Annotated in this window: 16 protein-coding genes and 1 pseudogene; 8 read left to right on the top strand and 9 right to left on the bottom strand. The window is 40.3% G+C overall.

The annotated features are described in order from the left end of the window. Positions 1-49: 49 nt before the first annotated feature. From J678_RS09165 to murI, 6 genes are all read left to right on the top strand, one after another. Entirely contained in the window at positions 50-1462 is a 1413-nt protein-coding gene (locus J678_RS09165; protein ID WP_006581437.1) for an amino acid permease, read from the top strand. 51 nt (positions 1463-1513) lie between these two features. Continuing rightward, positions 1514-2719 (top strand): imidazolonepropionase, encoded by a 1206-nt coding sequence (hutI, locus tag J678_RS09160; protein WP_031955514.1) that lies wholly within the window; start codon positions 1514-1516, stop codon positions 2717-2719. A 10-nt stretch (positions 2720-2729) separates the two neighbouring features. After that, positions 2730-3650: a formimidoylglutamase gene (hutG, locus tag J678_RS09155; protein WP_031955515.1), complete on the top strand. Its 921-nt coding sequence runs from the start codon at positions 2730-2732 to the stop codon at positions 3648-3650. 253 nt (positions 3651-3903) lie between these two features. Further along, on the top strand, positions 3904-5730 hold the full coding sequence (locus J678_RS09150) for a DUF885 domain-containing protein (RefSeq protein ID WP_031955517.1): 1827 nt from the start codon (positions 3904-3906) through the stop codon (positions 5728-5730). A 99-nt stretch (positions 5731-5829) separates the two neighbouring features. After that, entirely contained in the window at positions 5830-6468 is a 639-nt protein-coding gene (locus tag J678_RS09145) for an HAD family hydrolase (RefSeq protein ID WP_031955520.1), read from the top strand. Between the two features lie 23 nt (positions 6469-6491). Then, positions 6492-7292, top strand: a complete 801-nt coding sequence (murI, locus tag J678_RS09140) for a glutamate racemase (RefSeq protein WP_031955522.1) — start codon at positions 6492-6494, stop codon at positions 7290-7292. Here the strand turns inward: murI and J678_RS09135 are convergent. After that, positions 7279-7902, bottom strand: a complete 624-nt coding sequence (locus J678_RS09135) for a LysE family translocator (RefSeq protein WP_031955524.1) — start codon at positions 7900-7902, stop codon at positions 7279-7281. The genes murI and J678_RS09135 overlap by 14 nt on opposite strands. An 899-nt stretch (positions 7903-8801) precedes the next feature. Between J678_RS09135 and J678_RS09130 the strand changes: the two are divergent. Further along, a pseudogene (locus tag J678_RS09130) lies at positions 8802-9096 on the top strand (hypothetical protein). Between the two features lie 200 nt (positions 9097-9296). Here J678_RS09130 and glmS read toward each other — a convergent pair. The 8 genes from glmS to J678_RS09095 form a co-directional block, all read right to left on the bottom strand. Continuing rightward, on the bottom strand, positions 9297-11135 hold the full coding sequence (gene glmS / locus J678_RS09125) for a glutamine--fructose-6-phosphate transaminase (isomerizing) (RefSeq protein WP_002053990.1): 1839 nt from the start codon (positions 11133-11135) through the stop codon (positions 9297-9299). A 12-nt stretch (positions 11136-11147) separates the two neighbouring features. Next, complete coding sequence (gene glmU, locus J678_RS09120) at positions 11148-12512, bottom strand: bifunctional UDP-N-acetylglucosamine diphosphorylase/glucosamine-1-phosphate N-acetyltransferase GlmU (RefSeq protein ID WP_004711404.1); 1365 nt, start codon at positions 12510-12512, stop codon at positions 11148-11150. A gap of 8 nt (positions 12513-12520) precedes the next feature. Next, entirely contained in the window at positions 12521-13054 is a 534-nt protein-coding gene (locus tag J678_RS0104015; protein WP_004711405.1) for a phosphatidylglycerophosphatase A, read from the bottom strand. After that, positions 13032-13949 (bottom strand): thiamine-phosphate kinase, encoded by a 918-nt coding sequence (gene thiL, locus J678_RS09115; RefSeq protein WP_004711406.1) that lies wholly within the window; start codon positions 13947-13949, stop codon positions 13032-13034. The genes J678_RS0104015 and thiL overlap by 23 nt, the downstream gene beginning before the upstream one ends. A 15-nt stretch (positions 13950-13964) precedes the next feature. Next, positions 13965-14414 carry a transcription antitermination factor NusB gene (nusB, locus tag J678_RS09110; protein WP_002053850.1) on the bottom strand — a complete coding sequence of 150 codons (450 nt, stop codon included), beginning with the start codon at positions 14412-14414 and terminating at the stop codon, positions 13965-13967. A gap of 3 nt (positions 14415-14417) precedes the next feature. Beyond that, positions 14418-14888, bottom strand: a complete 471-nt coding sequence (gene ribE / locus J678_RS09105; protein WP_001007829.1) for a 6,7-dimethyl-8-ribityllumazine synthase — start codon at positions 14886-14888, stop codon at positions 14418-14420. Between the two features lie 11 nt (positions 14889-14899). Beyond that, positions 14900-16021 carry a bifunctional 3,4-dihydroxy-2-butanone-4-phosphate synthase/GTP cyclohydrolase II gene (ribBA, locus tag J678_RS09100; RefSeq protein WP_002053756.1) on the bottom strand — a complete coding sequence of 374 codons (1122 nt, stop codon included), beginning with the start codon at positions 16019-16021 and terminating at the stop codon, positions 14900-14902. 239 nt (positions 16022-16260) lie between these two features. After that, the gene (locus J678_RS09095; protein ID WP_081402341.1) at positions 16261-17568 is read right to left on the bottom strand and encodes a hypothetical protein; all 1308 of its coding nucleotides are present in this window, start codon (positions 17566-17568) and stop codon (positions 16261-16263) included. Positions 17569-17627: 59 nt separating this feature from the next. Between J678_RS09095 and serB the strand changes: the two genes are divergently transcribed. Further along, positions 17628-18851: a phosphoserine phosphatase SerB gene (gene serB, locus J678_RS09090; protein ID WP_004711408.1), complete on the top strand. Its 1224-nt coding sequence runs from the start codon at positions 17628-17630 to the stop codon at positions 18849-18851. Positions 18852-18867: the final 16 nt, after the last annotated feature.

The following is an 18867-nucleotide window of genomic DNA, read 5'->3' as shown; positions in this document are numbered from 1 at the left end:
CATGGAGTGGCCGAATCCAACTAAATTTCCTCAAGGATTGGAGATTATAATGTCACAAAACTCCACACTACAGCGGGGTTTAAACACCCGCCATATTCGTTTCTTGGCATTGGGCTCAGCAATTGGAACTGGGCTTTTCTATGGTTCGGCGACTGCCATCAAAATGGCAGGGCCTTCAGTATTACTCGCGTATATCGTTGCAGGGATTGCAATTTATATCGTTATGCGCGCGCTGGGTGAGATGGCTGTCCATAACCCTGTTTCTGGCTCATTCAGCCACTATGCATCTCAGTACATTGGTCCATTGGCGGGGTTTACCACAGGGTGGACCTATGTTTTTGAGATGGTGATTGTTGCAATTGCCGATGTCACTGCATTTGGTATTTATATGGGGTTCTGGTATCCCGATGTACCACGGTGGATCTGGATTTTGTCTCTCATCATGTTTCTAGGCGCAATTAACCTGATTCATGTAAAAGTCTTTGGTGAACTCGAATTTTGGCTTTCTATTGTTAAAGTCAGTGCCATTGTTGCCATGATTTTAGGTGGCTTGGGTTTAATGTTCTACGGTTTCCATGTTGACCACAGCAATGTTGTACCGGGGCTTCAAAACCTATGGATTTATGATGGCTTCATGCCACATGGTATTGCAGGTTTAGTGGCATGTTTATCTGTAGTGGTATTCGCTTTTGGCGGGATCGAAATTATTGGTTTAACCGCAGGTGAGTCACAAGACCCGAAAACGACTCTACCAAAAGCAATTAATGCCGTTCCAGTCCGTATCTTACTGTTCTATGTACTGACTATTTTTGTACTGATGTCGATTTTCCCATGGAACCAGATTGGTAGCCAAGGCAGCCCGTTTGTACAAATTTTTGAAAACTTAGGCATTAAATCTGCTGCAAATATTTTAAATATTGTGGTGGTGACAGCAGCAATTTCAGCAATTAATAGTGATGTATTTGGTGCAGGCCGTATGTTGTACGGTATGGCAAATCGTGGTCAAGCACCGCAAGTGTTCAAGAAACTTTCACGTAATGGTGTGCCTTGGATGACTGTTGTGGTTATGGCTGGCGTGCTGTTAATTGGTGTGGTGCTGAACTACCTGATTCCTGAAAATGTATTTGTCATCATTGCTTCAATTGCAACGTTTGCAACTGTTTGGGTATGGCTCATGATCTTGCTTTCGCAAGTGGCGATGCGCCGTAAATTATCTACTGCTGAAATTAAGGCACTAGATTTCCCTGTATTTGGCTGGCCATATGCACCTGCTTTTGCAATCGGTTTTATGGTGTTCATTTTAGTCATGATGGGCTACTTCCCAGACTCGCGTCCTGCAATTTATGTAGGAATCACTTGGCTTGTTCTGTTAACCATTGCGTATCGCATTTGGGTAAAACCGGAGCAAAGCTTGGGAAAGGAAAGTGAGCCTGTCCAGCAAAACATAGAAATGGAAAGCTAACAAATCAACTGCCCAATAGTTTTACTGTTGGGCAGTTTCGAGGATAGGCTAATGAAAAAACTTTGGCAAAACTGCCATATTGCGACCATGCAAAATGGGCAATATTCTTATATCGAAGATGCTGCAATTGTTACCGAAGGGCATCTCATCCACTGGATTGGAAAACAACAACAACTTCCTGCCGACACTTATTCCGAAACAGTTGACTTAAATGGTGCTTGGGTAACTCCAGGGTTCATCGACTGTCATACGCATAGTGTTTTTGGTGGCAACCGTAGTGTTGAGTTTGAAAAGCGCTTACAAGGCGTAAGTTATGCTGAAATTGCAGCAAGCGGTGGCGGTATTGCAAGTACAGTACGCGCAACACGTGAAGCAAGCGAAGAACAGCTATTAAACTCAGCACTGAAACGTATTCGCTGTATGCAGCAAGACGGTGTCACCACCATTGAAATTAAGTCTGGTTACGGACTCAACTACGAAAACGAGCGCAAAATGCTGCGTGTAATCCGTCAAATTGGTGAAAAATTACCGATGACGGTCAAAAGTACCTGTTTGGCTGCCCATGCGTTACCGCCAGAGTACAAAGATCAAAGCGATGCTTATATCGAGCATATCTGTACAGAAATGTTGCCTAAACTACATGCTGAAGGTTTAGTCGATGCAGTAGATGCGTTTTGCGAGCATTTAGCCTTTTCACCCGCTCAGGTCGAACGTGTTTTTAAAACGGCACAATCATTGGGTCTACCCGTTAAGCTTCATGCTGAACAGCTTTCATCACTAGGCGGCTCAAGCTTGGCAGCACGTTATCATGCTTTGTCGGCTGACCATTTAGAGTATATGACCGAAGATGATGTTAAAGCCATGGCAGAGTCGGGTACGGTTGCTGTGTTATTGCCGGGTGCCTTTTATTTATTGCGTGAAACACAATACCCACCAATTGAAAGTCTGATTAAGCATGGCGTGCGTATTGCGCTATCGAGTGATTTAAATCCGGGTACATCTCCAGCACTTTCTGTACGTTTAATGCTGAATATGGGCAGTACATTATTCCGTTTAACACCTGAGCAAGCTTTAGCGGGTGTCACCATTCATGCTGCACAAGCGCTCGGTTTAGAGCAAACACACGGCAGTTTGGAGCAGGGTAAAGTCGCTGACTTTGTAGCTTGGGATATTGAACATCCATCTGAAATTGTTTACTGGCTTGGCGGAGATTTGCCTAAGCGAGTCATTCAGCATGGACAAGAAGTTATTTTTTAAACGGTGTCACATGAATCACACATTTAAATGGCAAGGCCGACATGATGGCGAGGGTGAGGCACATCAACGTATTCACCATATTGTGAACAAAAATCAACATGCCGAATTTGCCCTGATTGGTTTTAGCTCTGATGAAGGCGTGAAACGTAACAAAGGCCGCGTCGGTGCTGCCGATGCGCCAGATGCAATCCGCACGCAACTGGCTAACTTACCGATTCATCGTCCAGTGAGTCTGGTCGATTTGGGTACGGTGACTTGCGAATATGAGAATTTAGAGCAAGCACAAAGCGAGTTAGCTGAACAAGTCGCAAATAGCCTAGAACATGGCTTAAAACCTGTTGTATTGGGCGGTGGACATGAAGTTGCATTTGGCAGCTTTAGTGGGTTATTCCAATATGTACAAGCCCACGCGCCAGATAAAAAAATAGGCATCATTAATTTTGATGCCCATTTTGATTTGCGTGAAGCAGAGCATGCCACCTCTGGAACACCTTTTTTACAAGCAGCAAGGCTTTCAGAACAGCATCAAAAACAATTTAATTATTTATGTATTGGAGTTGCCAACCATGCCAATACTAAAGTTTTGTTTGATACAGCCGATGCGTTAAATTGTTCATATTTACGCGATCATGAGGTTAATATTTTTAACCTACCAAACGTGCTTGCAGCGGTTGACGCTTTTATTGAAAAAGTAGACTGCTTGTACGTTACGATTGATTTAGATGTCTTCGCGGCTGCGGTTGCACCGGGGGTCAGTGCGCCAGCCGTAAAAGGAATTGATTTAGCCACTTTTGAAGCAATTTTTAAGCATATTCAAGAGACTGGCAAAATCAAACTTTTGGATATTGCCGAGTGCAATCCAAAATTTGATTTGGACAATCGAACAGCAAAACTGGCTGCGTATATTGTTTATCAATATTTGTTTTCTTGAGAAACAATTTTTAATGTAGAAATGAAAAAGTGCACTGAGATCGCTCATGTGCGCTTTTTTTGACTTTCTGGTAAATTAAAGTCAAATAGGGAATATAGATAGCAACTATAAATAATTTAATTAAAAAGAAAATTAATTTATAAAATCATTGAGTTAAAAAAATACTCGATTTTTACACTATTTTATAGGCTGCTTGGCACGTAATTTGTTTTGTCTATATTTTAAACTTCGTTAAATATGTTTGGATAATTAAATGAAAAACAGAACCTTACATTTTGCTTGTATCAGTGTTTTATTTTGGATGTCTCATTCGTCTAATGCTACAACCCCCGAAATAAATACAAATACCATCGAAAAATCACAATCTAAGCAAAACACTAATGTCTCTGTTCGGGTGAAAGCTTTAAATCAGCTTTTACAAGAACAATGGGAATATACTTTGAAAAATAATCCTGAAACTGCAACGACTTTAGGCGATTTACGCTACAACGATCGATGGACCGAGTCTTCAAAAAATCAGATTGAGAAAGATAAAAAAACTACTCAAAATTTTTTAAAACGTTTTGAAGCGATTGATAGCACAGGGTTTTCAGCAACTGATCAATTAAATAAAGATTTAATGATTTATCAGTTGAAAGAAACTCTTAAAAATTATGATTTGAAATTGTATGAGATGCCTTTTAATCAAATGTGGGGGCTACATTTACAATTTCCGGGATTTATTAGTTCGATTCCATTTAATAATACTAAACAATATCAAGACTATATTGCTCGTTTAAAACAAATTCCTCTTATTCTTGATCAAGGTATTCAGTTAGCGAAACAAGGGCAAAAAGACGGGTTGATGCCACCCAAGTATTTAATTGAAAAGGTGGCAAAGCAGATTGATAGCATTGCAGTTCCAGCAGGGAAAGATAGTGTGTTTGCTTCTCCATTAAAGCAATTTCCAAACAACATTTCTAAAGCAGAACAAGAGCGTTTAAGCCGTGAAATACTACAGGCCATAGATCAAAATGTTCGGCCTGCTTATCAAAAACTCGGTACATTTATTCAGAAAGATTACTTACCCCATGGACGACAACATGAGGGTATATGGAGCTTGCCAAATGGTGACGAGCTTTATCGTTTTTATGTAGAAAACAATACGACTACGCTAGAGAGCCCTGAAAATATTCATCAGCTCGGGTTAAAAGAAGTTGCTCGTATAGAAGCGGAAATGCTGAAAATTGCGAAAGCACAAGGTTTTAATGACTTAAAAAGTTTCCAACAATCCTTAAAAACAAATCCCGCTGTTTTCCCAAAATCTCGTGAAGAAATTTTAGAGATTTATCGCGGGTATATTGCCCAAATGCAACCGGAGTTGCCGAAGCTCTTTGGTTTATTACCTAAAAATAAAGTCGAAGTTTTACCTGTAGAGCTATATCGAGAAAAAGAAGCGGCAGGAGCGGAGTATCACCAAGGAACACCTGATGGTTCACGTCCCGGACAAGTTTATGTAAATACGGGGGACTTCTCTGAACGTTCCAAAATATCAATGGAAGCAACCGCTTACCATGAGGCAATTCCCGGCCACCATATGCAGATTGATATTGCCCAAAACCTGCCAAACTTGCCGATGTTTCGAAAGCAACCTAACCATACTGCCTATATAGAAGGATGGGCACTTTACGCAGAGCAACTAGGTAAAGATGTTGGTTTCTATAAAGACCCACTTTCAGACTATGGACGACTATCGAGTGAGTTGTTCCGTGCTTGTCGTTTAGTGGTTGACACTGGTGTGCATTATAAAAAATGGACCCGTCAGCAAATGATTGATTTTATGCGAGAACACTCTGCTTTAGATGAACCAGATATTCAGGCAGAGGCAGACCGCTATATTGCTATTCCTGCACAAGCATTGGCATACAAAATGGGCCAACTCAAAATTTTAGAGCTACGAGAGCTCGCCAAACATGAGCTTGGCGACCGTTTTGATATCAAAGTCTTCCATGACATGATCTTAAATGCAGGTACACTGCCTTTAAATATACTTGATGCCCGTATTAAAAATTGGATAAAGGAACAAAAAGCGGCAGCTTAAAATAAAATTTGAAATTTAGGTCAGGTCCTCGTTGGGCCTGATTTAAAAACCAATAGAAAACAGAATATAATAATAAAAAATATATTTTCGAAACTAGAAATGGAAAAAAACCTAAAACAATATCAGGCTATTATTTTTGATTTAGATGGCACTTTAGCCGACTCCTTTCATTTTTTTCTAAGCGTTTTAAATCAACTTTCCGCAAAGTATAAGTTTAAATCGGTAAGCCTTCACGAAGTCGAGTACTACAAACAACTTACGCCTAGAGAAATTATGAAAGAGATGAATGTCTCTCGATGGAAACTGCCTTGGATTGCGAAAGATTTTATTCAGTTAATGAAAGAAAGAGATGAAGAAATTCATTTGTTTGAAGGTATGCGGGACCACTTAATTGAACTGCATAAGCGTGGATATACGCTCGCAATTATTACTTCAAACTCTAAAGAAAACTGTCAAAATGTACTCGGTAAAGAACTCTGTGAGCTTTTTAGTCATATTGATGGCGGCTCGTCTATATTTGGCAAAGCGAAGCGGATAACGCGTGTTCTCAACATTTTGGATGTAAGTAAAAACCATGCCATTTATGTCGGCGACCAAACCACCGATGGCGAAGCTGCACATAAAGTAGGTATTGATTTTGCTGCGGTAGGTTGGGGTTATACATCGGCCGAAAAATTAAAAACCATCCAGCCCAAAGTCGTGCTAACAGACTTGGCAACCATGAAAGAATTTTTCTAAATATATGAAATGCAGGACAAACCATGAATAACAAGAACAACCCGATTGGAATGATTGACTCTGGTTTAGGTGGGTTGTCTCTCTTTAAGCATATTCGGCAGGCTCTTCCGAATGAAGACATTATCTATTTCGCCGACTCGAAATATGTCCCTTATGGAGACAGAGAAAGCGACTGGATTGTTTCACGAACCACGCATTTAATTTCAAACTTAGTGGCTCAAGGTAAGTGCAAAGCGATCGTGATTGCTTGTAATACTATGACAGCTGTAGCGGTTGAAACGATTAGAGCGCAAATTAATGTCCCACTTATTGCGATAGAACCAGCGGTAAAACCTGCTGTGGGCATGACCATGAGCAAGCATATTGCTGTTTTGGCAACGGCAACCACGGTGAAGGGCAAAAATTTAAAAAGTTTAATTGAAACGTATGCGCAAGATATTAAAGTGTCTTTGGTGCCGTGTATTGGTTTGGCTGAAAAAATTGAAACGGGCAAAGCACATACAGCGGAGGTTAAGGATTATTTAAAAAATATTTTGGCACCGTTGGTCGAGCAAAAAGTTGATACAATTATTTTAGGATGCACACATTATCCGTTTGTTTCAGACACGATTCAGGAAATTGTAGGGCGTGATATTCAAATTATTGAGCCTTCCGAAGCTGTAACAGCCCAATTAATACGGCAGCTCAATCAGTATCATTTAAGTTCTGAAAGTCCAAATGAAGGGAACCATATTATTTGGACCAGTTCAGACCCGTTGGAAGTTGCGGACGTTACTTTTTCTTTGTTAGGTACGCGATTACCCGTAGAAACTACTGGTTTTTAAAACCAAGAAAAACGCCTAGCCCCATAAAAATGAGACCACCCATAACTGACATAGATTTTTGGGGCTTCTTTGATTTAGTTAATTTCTGACTAATGTAATTGGCTAAAAACACACAAACCACATCAGCAGAAACGAAGATTAGATTCACAATCAGTCCTAAAATGATGAATTGAGACCAAACTGGAAAATCTAATGAGGTATTAATAAATTGAGGTAAAAATGCGATATAAAAAATAGCGGTTTTAGGATTTAAAAATTCGACCAGAATGCTCTGCTTCAAAGATAACTGACCATTTTCAACATTTTGCTGAATAGTAGGGGACGAGGCAGATCTAATTAATTTAATGCCTAACCAAACTAAATACAAAGCACCTAAAATTTTAATAATATCATAGAGTTTTGGAATAATTTGAAAGATGGTGGTTAGGCCCAAAGACGCCGCTATGATATGAAAACAGCCTCCTAAGAAAATTCCAAATGCAGCCATTAAACCAGATTTTCTACCGCGGGAAAGTGTCTGTGCAGCGGTATACAGCATTGCTGGACCCGGAATATAAGCAAAAATAATTGTAGTAATTAAAAATGTAATGAAAAGCTCTAAAGAAATCATGTTTTACCTATCTTATTGTTACTATTTTTGAGTGAATTTTAAACAATTTAAAGTATATGAAATTTATAAATATTTCAATTTTATAATCAGATTTATGACTATAAAAAAACTCAAAATAGCTTGCTCTAACCTTTAGAGTCATTGTCAAAAAATCTTAATCACAAAATTCTAAGCTCAGAGCACCTTGATTAAATTCTTTTATACTTAAATTTTCTTATCTTATATTTTTATATAGACTATTAAATTAAAATTAAAGATTAATCTATTTTATTAACTAAGTATATATAACCCAAGTTTATATTTTAAATTTAATTAAAAGTTCTAAATATGATAAAGAAAATAATATTATTTAAATATGAATAAAATAATTATATTTAAAGTTTTTCATTAAAATAAATTGACGTAATTAAAATCACCAATTATTATCTCGTTGCTGGCCTACATTGCCAGCCGGTTTTAGCAGACCGACCCTAGCGTAGCGGGTTATACTTCCTCAGTATTTCTCGTGTGGAACCTTTGTGCCCCCTTTTTCTCTATGGTAGGGCGGAAGGGGGACGCGTTCGCGCGTGCTGGTCGCTAGGTCAGTCTGCTAACCCTCTTTCGTTCTACCACCCTAAATTAGTTCGCGGTGATTTGGTGGTAGAACTCCATTTTTAAGGAGTTGGCCATGCCATTATTCAAACTCATTTTCTCTCTCAATTAATTATTTTATTTATTTAAAATTTGGGTTTTTTGCGACCTGATTTTTTAAATTTATAAATTATTTCTATTTTAAAATTTTAATTATTTTATTTTCCCGTGTTTGTGGGAGGGTTAGTTATTATTTAAAAAATTATTTTAATATTTAATCGAATTATATTTTTATTTTATTTAAAGATATAAATAATCATGAGAATAATATGAAACTTCATAAATTTATATTGATTTTAAACCTTGTGGTCGGTGCTTACAGTATTACCAATGATGATGCCAATGCTCAGCAGGAATTTAAAAGAATTTGTTTGTCAGGTAAACACATGCAAGCCAGTTGTAATTGTGTTTGCCAGCAGCTTGCACAGGTGTATTCGCCTCAGACTGTACAACGTTTAAAACACACCAGTTTGCAAAGTCCTGTTCTCCCACAGGACTTTGCCCCTAACTTGTTTAGCAGTATTCAACACTGCAACAAAACTGAAATGGGCTAAGTTCGCTTAGCTCCTTTATCTCTGTGTCGCAATGACCTCTCAAACTTTAAATCAGCGCAAAAGTAAAAGTCTGTTGTGGCATGGGGGCCTAGGGGAGTGTCCTTTATGTTCTGGTATGAACGCAATAAAAAAGCCCGATATGCGTTACATATCGGGCTTAATCAATCAGTTGTTAAAGCAAGTGATGCCTTAATAATGATCTTTTTTGAATTACTCTACAGTTACTGACTTCGCCAAGTTACGCGGCTGGTCAACGTCTGTACCACGTAATACAGCAACGTGATAAGACAACAACTGAACTGGTACGCTATAAATGATTGGAGCAAGCCATTCGTTTACTGCCGGAATTTGTACAACGTGTTGACGATCTTTTTCAACTACGCCGCTATTTTCATCAGCGAATACGAATAATTCACCGCCACGCGCCTGAACTTCTTCCATATTTGACTTAAGCTTATCAAGCATTTCATCGTTTGGCGCAAGAATCACGATTGGCATTTCAGTATCAACAAGTGCCAATGGCCCATGTTTTAACTCACCAGCCGCATAACCTTCTGCGTGAATATATGAAATTTCTTTAAGCTTTAACGCACCTTCCAAAGCGATTGGATAGTGTGTGCCACGGCCTAAGAATAAACAGTGTTGTTTTTCAACAAACAATTCTGATAAACGTAAAATTTCAGCATCATTCTTAAGCGTATCAAGAATTACTTTCGGGCTGTGCCACAATTCGCGAGCAATCTCTTCAATCATGACATTGCTAATACGCTGTTTTACTTGTCCAATTTTTAAGACGAGTAGCATAAGTGCAGCAAGCTGAGTCGTGAACGCTTTAGTTGATGCAACACCAATTTCAGGCCCAGCAAGGGTCAATAAGTGGTGATCAGTTTCACGTACCATTGAAGACGTCGCAACGTTACAGATAGTCAAAGTTTGAATATCGATATTGTTTGCTTTGGCACGTTTTTGAGTTTCACGTAATGCAGCTAAAGTATCGGCTGTTTCACCTGATTGAGAAATACAGATATAGAGCGTATTTTCAACAATCACAGGTGTGCGATAGCGAAATTCACTTGCGATTTCAACTTGGCAAGGCACGCCAATCAGTTGTTCAAACCAATATTTCGCGATCATGCCTGAGTGATAGCTTGTACCACATGCAATAATCTGTACGCTTTGAACTTTGCTAAAGTCTGCTTCAGCATTTTGCAAGAAGTCTTCGCGTAAGCTGTTGCCATCCAGTGCTTGAGAAATCGTTTGTTTAATTGCTTCTGGTTGCTCATAAATCTCTTTGAGCATGTAGTGCTTGTATTCACCTTTTGAAGCATTGCTTACCGTTGCGTCAAGCTCTTTCACTGGACGTTCAACAAGTTCACCGTTTGCAAATACTTCAATTGAAGTACGAGTCAGGCGAGCAATATCACCTTCTTCTAAATACATAAAACGGTTAGTTACAGGTAAAAGCGCAAGTTGGTCTGAACTAATAAAGTTCTCACCAATACCTACACCAATCACAAGTGGTGAACCTTCGCGTACAGTGATTAACTCATCTGGGTAATCGCTATGAATAATACCCAGTGCATATGCACCTTTAAGCTGAGGAACAACTGATTGTACTGCTTCAAGTAAGCTGTCAGTGCTTTTTAGTGCTTCTGCAACTAAGTGAGCGACAACTTCTGTATCTGTTTGAGAGGTAAATACATATCCTAAAGCTTGAAGGTCATCTTTAAGCTCTTGATAGTTTTCGATAATACCGTTGTGTACGACTGCCACTTTACCCGACATGTGAGGGTGAGCATTATTTTCAGTTGGTTTACCATGTGTTGCCCAACGTGTATGAGCAATACCAACTACCCCAGTGAGCTGCTGATCAGCAACTGCATCGGCAAGATTAATCACCTTACCTACACGACGCTCACGTAAAACTTCTTCATTATTCAGTACAGCAACGCCTGCTGAATCATAACCGCGATATTCAAGACGTTTTAAACCTTCAATTAAAATTTCGGTTACACAACGTTCTGCAACGCCTCCGACGATACCACACATAATTCAATCCTCTTATTTTTTAACCTTTTGGGGACGTTGATAATTTGCTTTAGAAATTTGTTGAGCACGTTCAAAGGAGAGACTTTGTTCAGCCACATCTTTCGTAATCACAGAACCCGCACCGACTGTTGCTCCATTTCCAATAGTCACAGGCGCAACCAGCGAGCTATTAGAACCGATAAAGACTGCATCGCCAATAGTGGTTTTGTGTTTATTTGCACCATCATAATTGCAGGTAATTGTACCTGCCCCAATATTTGAATCGGCACCGATCTCGGCATCACCTAAGTAGGTGAAATGATTGGCTTTACTGCCAAGACCAATGGTTGTGTTTTTGACTTCAACGAAGTTACCAATGTGGACTTCGTTTGCCAATTTAGCGCCTGGGCGTAAGCGTGCAAATGGACCAATTTGGGTGTTTTCACCAACAATTGCACCATCAAAAACACTATAAGGCTGAACTTTGGTTCCCGCTGCAATTTTTGTATTTTTCAAAATACAACCAGCACCGATTTCTACAAAGTCACCGAGTTCACAGTCACCTTCAATAATGACATTTACGTCAATACGGACATCGTGTCCAACTTTTATAGAACCACGTAAATCGAAACGAGCAGGGTCGGCAAAAGTTACGCCTTGTTGCATAAGTTCTTTTGCTTGCTGTTGCTGAAAATCGCGCTCAAGTGCCGCAAGTTGTAAGCGGTCATTAACCCCTTCAACTTCAAAAGCAAGTTCTGGCTGAATAGAGGCAATTTCTAAGCCATCTGCAACCGCCATCGCAACGATATCAGTTAAATAGTATTCGCCTTGTGCGTTTTCATTAGAAAGCTTAGGTAACCATTCATGAAGTTTTGCATTGCTTACACAGTAAATACCTGTGTTGATTTCTTGAATTTGGCGCTGAGCATCAGTTGCATCTTTATGTTCAACAATCGCTTGAATTTTTCCGTCTTGGCGAACAATACGGCCATAACCTGTTGGGTTGTCGACATGTAAAGTAATCATCCCAATACCGGTTTTACTTGATACTTCAACAAGTTGCTCTAGCGTTGTTTGACGGACTAAAGGAACATCACCGTATAAAATTAATGAAATACCGTCTTTAGGAAGTACCGGTAAAGTCATTTGTACAGCATGACCTGTACCTAATTGTTCTGCTTGTTCAACCCATTGAATGTTTTCTTGTGCAAACGTCTGTTTTACGTGATCGCCGCCATGTCCATAAATGGTAATGATATTTTCTGCTAATAGTTGTTTTGCTGTCTTAATAACATGTCCTAGGAGTGGGCGACCAGCTAAAGGTTGCAATACTTTAGGTAGTTGTGAACGCATTCGCGTTCCTTTGCCTGCAGCTAGGATAATGACGGTAGTTGACATGAGTAAACCTACTTAAATGGCGTTACGCCCCAGAAAGTAATAAATATGATGATACAGAGTGCCGCCCAAAGCCCTGCAATGATGTCGTCCAGCATAATTCCGAAACCGCCAGCAACTTTCTGGTCGGCAACACGGATTGGCCAAGGTTTCCAAACATCAAACAGGCGGAATAAGCAAAAACCAATTAGTGCCCATTGTAACGACATTATATTAAAAAATATTAAAGGCAGAAGAGTAATTGATTGTCCTGCAAATTCATCCCAAACAATTCGCCCATCATCATGAACATCAAGGACTTTTGCCGTTTGACCACAAATATAAATTCCCACCAAGGACATGATGAGAATAGCGATTAAACTTAAGGTAAATCCGAGAGATAACCAGATAGGAATGAAAAGTAAGGCAAAAGCAGAACCAAAAGTACCGGGTGCTTTAGGAGCGAGACCAGATCCAAAACCAACCCCACAGAAAACGATGCAGCGGTTGAACCAAGACATGTTCTTAAAATGAATCGGCGGTTTATGCAAAGTGTTGGTATCCATGAATTTGCAATGGGTAATCTGAACCCAAATGCTCAAAAGTTAGTTTTGTTTGCTCAACGATCTGTCCGATCATTGTAATCTTAACGTCCAGTTGTTTTTGCAAAAGTTTTTCATAATTTTGCGGTGTTATTGTAAAACATAATTCGTAGTCATCACCACCTGCAAGCGCATATTGCCAACGTTGTTGTTCTTTTAGTTGTTGCAATACAGGGTCAACAGGTAATTCTTCCAAGACGAGTCGGGCTCCAACCTTGGATGCTTTTAAAATATGTCCTAAATCTTGCGCTAAGCCATCTGACACATCAATCATGCTAGAGGCAAGGCCTTTTAGCTCTTGTCCAAGCTGACAGCGTGGTGTCGGATAGTCGAGTCTTTGCTGTAGAGGATGGCCCAAGTGCTGTAAACCGTAGGCTGCATCACCTACCTGTCCGCTCACACATACATAATCACCAACTTTTGCGCCTGAACGTAACACGGCTTTTCCGGTTTCAATCCAGCCCATTGCGGTAACGGTAATGGTGAGATGTGGGCCTTGAGTGGTATCTCCACCAATTAAGGCAACACCAAATTGATTACAACAGTCATAGATTCCCTGACTAAACCCTTTAAGCCACTCATGGTCAACTTGAGGCAAGCTGATTGCTAGTAAAATACTGTGCGGTTTGGCACCCATTGCGGCAATATCTGAAAGATTTACAGCAACACTTTTCCAGCCAATCGCATGAGGTGAGGTTTCAAGAGGGAAATGACGTCCAGCAACAAGTGTATCTGCACAGATCACCAGTTGTTGATTTGGAGGGGGAGTAATTAAGGCTGAGTCATCACCAATACCAAGCGCGACATCGGAGTTTGACTGCCGATTAAAGTACTGGTCAATAATTGAAAACTCAGCCATAGAACACCAAGCCTATTAGTTTGCTTGTTGTTTTTCTGCGCTACGCAGTGTCGAACTTAGGCGGTCTAATACACCATTGATGTATTTATGACTGTCTGCTCCGCCAAAATGTTTAGCGAGTTCGATTGCTTCATCAAGTACCACACGATATGGAATTTCTAAATGATCACGTAACTCGTAAGCACCTAAACGTAAAGTCGCAAGCTCTACACCATCAAGTGCGTCAATTTCACGGTCAAGTACCGGAATAAGTAACGCATCAAGGTCTTCGTGTTGAGCGATGACTTGAGTAAGTAGTTCGTGATAATAGCTTAAGTCGACCTTGTGCATTGCATTTTCAGCACGGGTACGTGCTTCAATTTCGTGTACAGGGTTGTGACTCATTTGCCATTCATAAATACCTTGTACAGCAAAACGACGTGCTTTGCGTTTTGCTGCATAAGCGGCTTGCAGTGTTTGAGACATGCTTTAAATTGCCTTTAATAAATTAACCATTTCAATTGCAGTTAAAGCAGCTTCGCTACCTTTGTTTCCTGCTTTTGTACCTGAGCGTTCGATTGCTTGCTCGATGCTGTCAGTAGTTAATACACCATTGATAACAGGCAAGCTGCTTTCTAACGCAACTACACCTAAACCTTTTGCACATTCACCAGCAACAAAGTCAAAGTGAGGCGTGCTACCGCGAATCACTGCACCAAGAGCAATGATGGCGTCAAACTGGTTTGATGTAGCTAATTTTTTAGCAACGATCGGGAGTTCCCAAGCGCCAGGAGCGTGAATAACAGTAATGTTATCTTCATTTACGCCGTGACGTTTTAATGTGTCGATCGCGCCTTCCAATAAGTGTTCAACAACAAAGCTGTTGAAACGACCCACTAAAATCGCATAACGACCTTCGCTTGCGAGATGTAATAAACCTTCAATACGGCGAATTGCCATAGCAACCTCGATTATTTCGTTGTGATTTGATCAGCAGTGACATATTCCACTACTTCTAAATTAAAGCCAGATAAGGCATTGAAACGTAATGGTGAGCTAAGAAGCTTCATTTTTTCAACACCTAAATCACGCAAAATTTGAGCACCTACACCAATCGTTTGATATTGATGTGAAAGTGCTGCATTGGATTTCACCGGTTTTGGCTTGTTTAAATCATCCAACGCTGGTCCCAAGTCTTGCAAATGATCTTGCCCGATCCAGACTAAAACGCCGCGGTCACTTGCTGCGATCGTCTGTAGTGCACGGTCAAGATTCCAAGCAGGTTCGCCGTCAGCCTTATTCAGCTTAAGCAAATCACGAATTGGGCTGAAACCGTGTACACGTACCGTTGTAACCCCTTCTTTTGGCTCGCCTTTAACTAAAGCCAAATGAATGTCCGGGTTACCGATCTCGCGATAGCGATAGAGCTCAAATGATCCGTATTCTGTTTGAATCGTTTTTTGATCCAGACGTTCTACAGTTTGCTCATTCGTCATACGGTAGTGAATTAAGTCGGCAATTGTACCAATTTTTAGGCCATGCTTCTCGGCAAAAATTTCTAAATCTGCACGGCGTGCCATTGTGCCATCTTCATTGATGATTTCACAAATCACAGATGCAGGTTCAAAGCCCGCTAGACGTGTTAAATCACAGCCTGCTTCGGTATGACCTGCACGGTGTAAAACACCACCTGGCTGAGCCATGAGTGGGAAAATGTGGCCCGGTTGTACGATATCGCTTGGTTTTGCATGCGCTGCGACAGCCGTTTGAATTGTATGTGCACGCTCTGCTGCTGAAATACCCGTTGTAATACCTTCAGCTGCTTCGATCGATAACGTAAAGTTTGTACTATGCTGAGCACCATTCTGATCAACCATCAAAGGAAGATTTAACTGTTTACAGCGCTCACGGCTTAACGTTAGGCAAACTAGACCACGTGCATGTGTAATCATGAAGTTAATATCTTCAGGACGAACATGCGTTGCTGCCATGACAAGATCACCTTCATTTTCGCGATCTTCGTCATCCATCAAAATAACCATTTTGCCTGCACGAATATCGGCGACAAGATCTTCAACACGACTCAGCGGCATTCGCTTTCACCTTTTTTTGTCGTAAGACAATTTCTATTGAATAAATTTCGCATAGTTTACGCTGTTTATAGAATTTTGCCTATGATTCTGATTTATCCAAATTTATAACGAGACATAATAGATCTGGATTTATTTATCTGAATAAATCATAAGAGAATAAAATTATTTAAACTAAATACCATGAATTTAAATAAAAAAAACCTAGCCAAAAGGCTAGGTTTAAATGCGCACAAAGACTTTTAAGAAGCTGCACTACTTGGGCTATCATTTTGTGGAATTGATTTTTTGCCCATCAAAATTTCAGTTCGAATATTTTGCGCAAGCTCTGCACATTCAGCATTCATGCCGTTAATCATAAATGCATGGCGAGTCATAACATTACTTGGGTTTGGCATAGCAACAAGCTGATAGCTGTCTTGAATCGCTTTAAGCTGATCATTATCAAGATAAAGTGCAGATTCTTTCGCGTGAAGATGTTGTGCTAAACGCTGAGCAGCTTCTTTGGCGTCAATTTGCATTGCTTCTACAGCATGACACACGGCACTACGGGTTTGCAGTGCAAAGCGTTTATCTTCACGGTAACGCTTATATAAAACGTCTGACAGTAATTGGAACACTGTACCTACCATAAGTAGGCACTCTACAGCGTGTGCATGTGAAGTTGAGATTGCGAGTGTTGCGCCTTCGGCATGGAACTCATCTACTACCTCAATAACTGTAGACTTTAAATGATAATGCTTCGTGCATAGCTCAATACTTTTATTTAAAAAGAGCTGACAAAGTTTAAAGTAAGGAACAGAAACAGACTGGTTAACGCTACTTAACAACTGTTTAGGGTCATAAAACTGAATATTAAGTGCTAAGGTATCTTGATCTGGAGACTCAGCGCTTTTTTCTGGTTGTGTACGAACCAGTGGTTTAGCTTTAGCTTGCTGCTGAGCTTGTGCGACCAAGGTCACTGTATTTTGCTTTTCTAGTGCGAGTGCTTGAGTTAACTCTTGAATCTCATGTTTTAAACGATTTTCTTCGTTAATACGGGCCAAGTATTCGCTACGGGTTGGACGAGCGATAGCACGGTAAGCAAGCCATAATAAAATATGTAGGAACAGTGAAGCTAAAATCGCAAGCCATTGGGTACGAAGAATTTCCCCAATACTTGGTTGAATAAGCGTAATTTCAATAGAACCGACTTTCTTCTCGTTTTGAAGAGCATCACGAACAAAAATTTCACCTTCGCGAGTTTTTGACATGCCGCTTGTTGCCAAAACTTGTTTATTGGCATCAAGAATACGGATAGATGCCACACTTGGATTGGTCGCATAGCGATTGGCAATAAGCGCCAAAGATACCGTATTGGCAGGCTCAAGCTCAGATAAGCTGTCTGCTACGAGTTGACTGGTCATGAGCTGACCTTGACTCGCACGGTTTTCATTGAGCTGGTGTGTCGTTGCAATCACCAATAAAAAGGTATGCAATGCAAAACTAATGATCAGTAGGCTAGCAAATAGCCCTTGTCTAGGCGCAATCAAGTTAAACTTCCAAGGCAATTATATTGAAATTCGATTATGATTCTTACAATAGTTGTCACTCAGACTAGAGTCAATTCATGCGAGAAATCATTCTTATATCCTTTTTAGGACCGGACCAACCAAACCAGTTTACCCGATTAATGCAAGTACTATCCGTACATTCATTGCAAATACTGGATGTAGGTCAGGCCGTTATTCATAATCAACTGACATTGGGCATCGTGGTCGCCTCTGAAAATGAAACTGCGACAGCGTTGGCAATGAAAGAGATTTTGATTTTAGCACATGATATTGGCTTAACAGTGCGCTTTAAACCAATCTCGGGCACAGAATACGATCAATGGGTAAGCGAAGGTGGGCGAACCCGTTATATCGTCACTGCTTTAGCGCCAGAACTGACTGCTGCACATTTACAAGCAGTTACACAAATTGTGTCTACACAAGGCTTTAACATTGAAACTGTCACCCGTTTATCGGGCCGTGTAGACCTTGAAAAAGACAGTACCTTGCCTCGTCGTGCCTGTGTTCAGTTTGGTTTAAGTAGTGGTCCAACTTTAGATGCACAAGCGATGCGTGCTGCTTGTTTACTTCTTTCAAGCGAATTAAATATTGATGTCGCTGTTCAAGAAGACAACGCTTATCGACGTAATCGCCGTTTAGTGTGTTTCGATATGGATTCAACTTTAATTGAACAAGAAGTGATTGATGAATTGGCGCTTGAAGCAGGGGTAGGCGCGCAAGTAGCTGAAATTACTGAAAGAGCAATGCAAGGTGAGTTGGACTTCCAACAAAGTTTCCGTGCACGTGTTGCATTATTAAAAGGTCTTGATGCATCTGTTTTACCTAAAATTGCTGAGCGTTTGACCATTACCGAAGGTGCGGAACGCCTTATTTCGACTTTAAAAGCACTTGGATATAAAACGGCAATTTTATCTGGTGGTTTCCAGTATTTTGCTGAATACTTACAAGCTAAATTAGGTATTGATGAAGTTCATGCCAACGTTTTAGATGTTCAAGATGGCGTTGTAACAGGTGAAGTAAAAGGTGTAATTGTTGATGGTGCGCGTAAAGCAGAGTTGCTGCGTGAGCTTGCCAACAAACTTGGTATTTCACTAGAACAGGCAATGGCTGTCGGCGATGGCGCAAATGATTTACCGATGCTTGCGATTGCGGGTCTTGGTGTCGCATATCGTGCTAAACCGCTTGTTCGTCAAAATGCCAATCAGGCGATTTCAAGCGTTGGTTTAGATGGTGTCTTGTATTTACTCGGTATGCATGACAAAGATTTAAGCCGTGCCTAAATAATACTGAACAATC

This window comes from Acinetobacter sp. 1424608 (genome assembly GCF_000588255.1).
In the GTDB taxonomy this organism is placed as follows: Bacteria; Pseudomonadota; Gammaproteobacteria; order Pseudomonadales; family Moraxellaceae; genus Acinetobacter; species Acinetobacter nosocomialis.
The sequence above is the reverse complement of the archived record's forward strand: the minus strand, read 5'-3'. Positions and strand labels throughout refer to the sequence as shown.

What these genes read in the sequence shown, in the direction of transcription:
- J678_RS0104015 (WP_004711405.1), bottom strand. Translation starts at nt 13,054, where the DNA reads ATGGATACCAACACTTTGCATAAACCGCCGATTCATTTTAAGAACATG.
- thiL (WP_004711406.1), bottom strand. Translation starts at nt 13,949, where the DNA reads ATGGCTGAGTTTTCAATTATTGACCAGTACTTTAATCGGCAGTCAAAC.
- ribE (WP_001007829.1), bottom strand. Translation starts at nt 14,888, where the DNA reads ATGGCAATTCGCCGTATTGAAGGTTTATTACATCTCGCAAGCGAAGGT.
- murI (WP_031955522.1), top strand. Translation starts at nt 6,492, where the DNA reads ATGAATAACAAGAACAACCCGATTGGAATGATTGACTCTGGTTTAGGT.
- nusB (WP_002053850.1), bottom strand. Translation starts at nt 14,414, where the DNA reads ATGTCTCAAACACTGCAAGCCGCTTATGCAGCAAAACGCAAAGCACGT.
- ribBA (WP_002053756.1), bottom strand. Translation starts at nt 16,021, where the DNA reads ATGCCGCTGAGTCGTGTTGAAGATCTTGTCGCCGATATTCGTGCAGGC.
- glmS (WP_002053990.1), bottom strand. Translation starts at nt 11,135, where the DNA reads ATGTGTGGTATCGTCGGAGGCGTTGCAGAACGTTGTGTAACCGAAATT.
- J678_RS09150 (WP_031955517.1), top strand. Translation starts at nt 3,904, where the DNA reads ATGAAAAACAGAACCTTACATTTTGCTTGTATCAGTGTTTTATTTTGG.
- J678_RS09145 (WP_031955520.1), top strand. Translation starts at nt 5,830, where the DNA reads ATGGAAAAAAACCTAAAACAATATCAGGCTATTATTTTTGATTTAGAT.
- J678_RS09165 (WP_006581437.1), top strand. Translation starts at nt 50, where the DNA reads ATGTCACAAAACTCCACACTACAGCGGGGTTTAAACACCCGCCATATT.
- hutI (WP_031955514.1), top strand. Translation starts at nt 1,514, where the DNA reads ATGAAAAAACTTTGGCAAAACTGCCATATTGCGACCATGCAAAATGGG.
- J678_RS09135 (WP_031955524.1), bottom strand. Translation starts at nt 7,902, where the DNA reads ATGATTTCTTTAGAGCTTTTCATTACATTTTTAATTACTACAATTATT.
- hutG (WP_031955515.1), top strand. Translation starts at nt 2,730, where the DNA reads ATGAATCACACATTTAAATGGCAAGGCCGACATGATGGCGAGGGTGAG.
- serB (WP_004711408.1), top strand. Translation starts at nt 17,628, where the DNA reads ATGCGAGAAATCATTCTTATATCCTTTTTAGGACCGGACCAACCAAAC.
- glmU (WP_004711404.1), bottom strand. Translation starts at nt 12,512, where the DNA reads ATGTCAACTACCGTCATTATCCTAGCTGCAGGCAAAGGAACGCGAATG.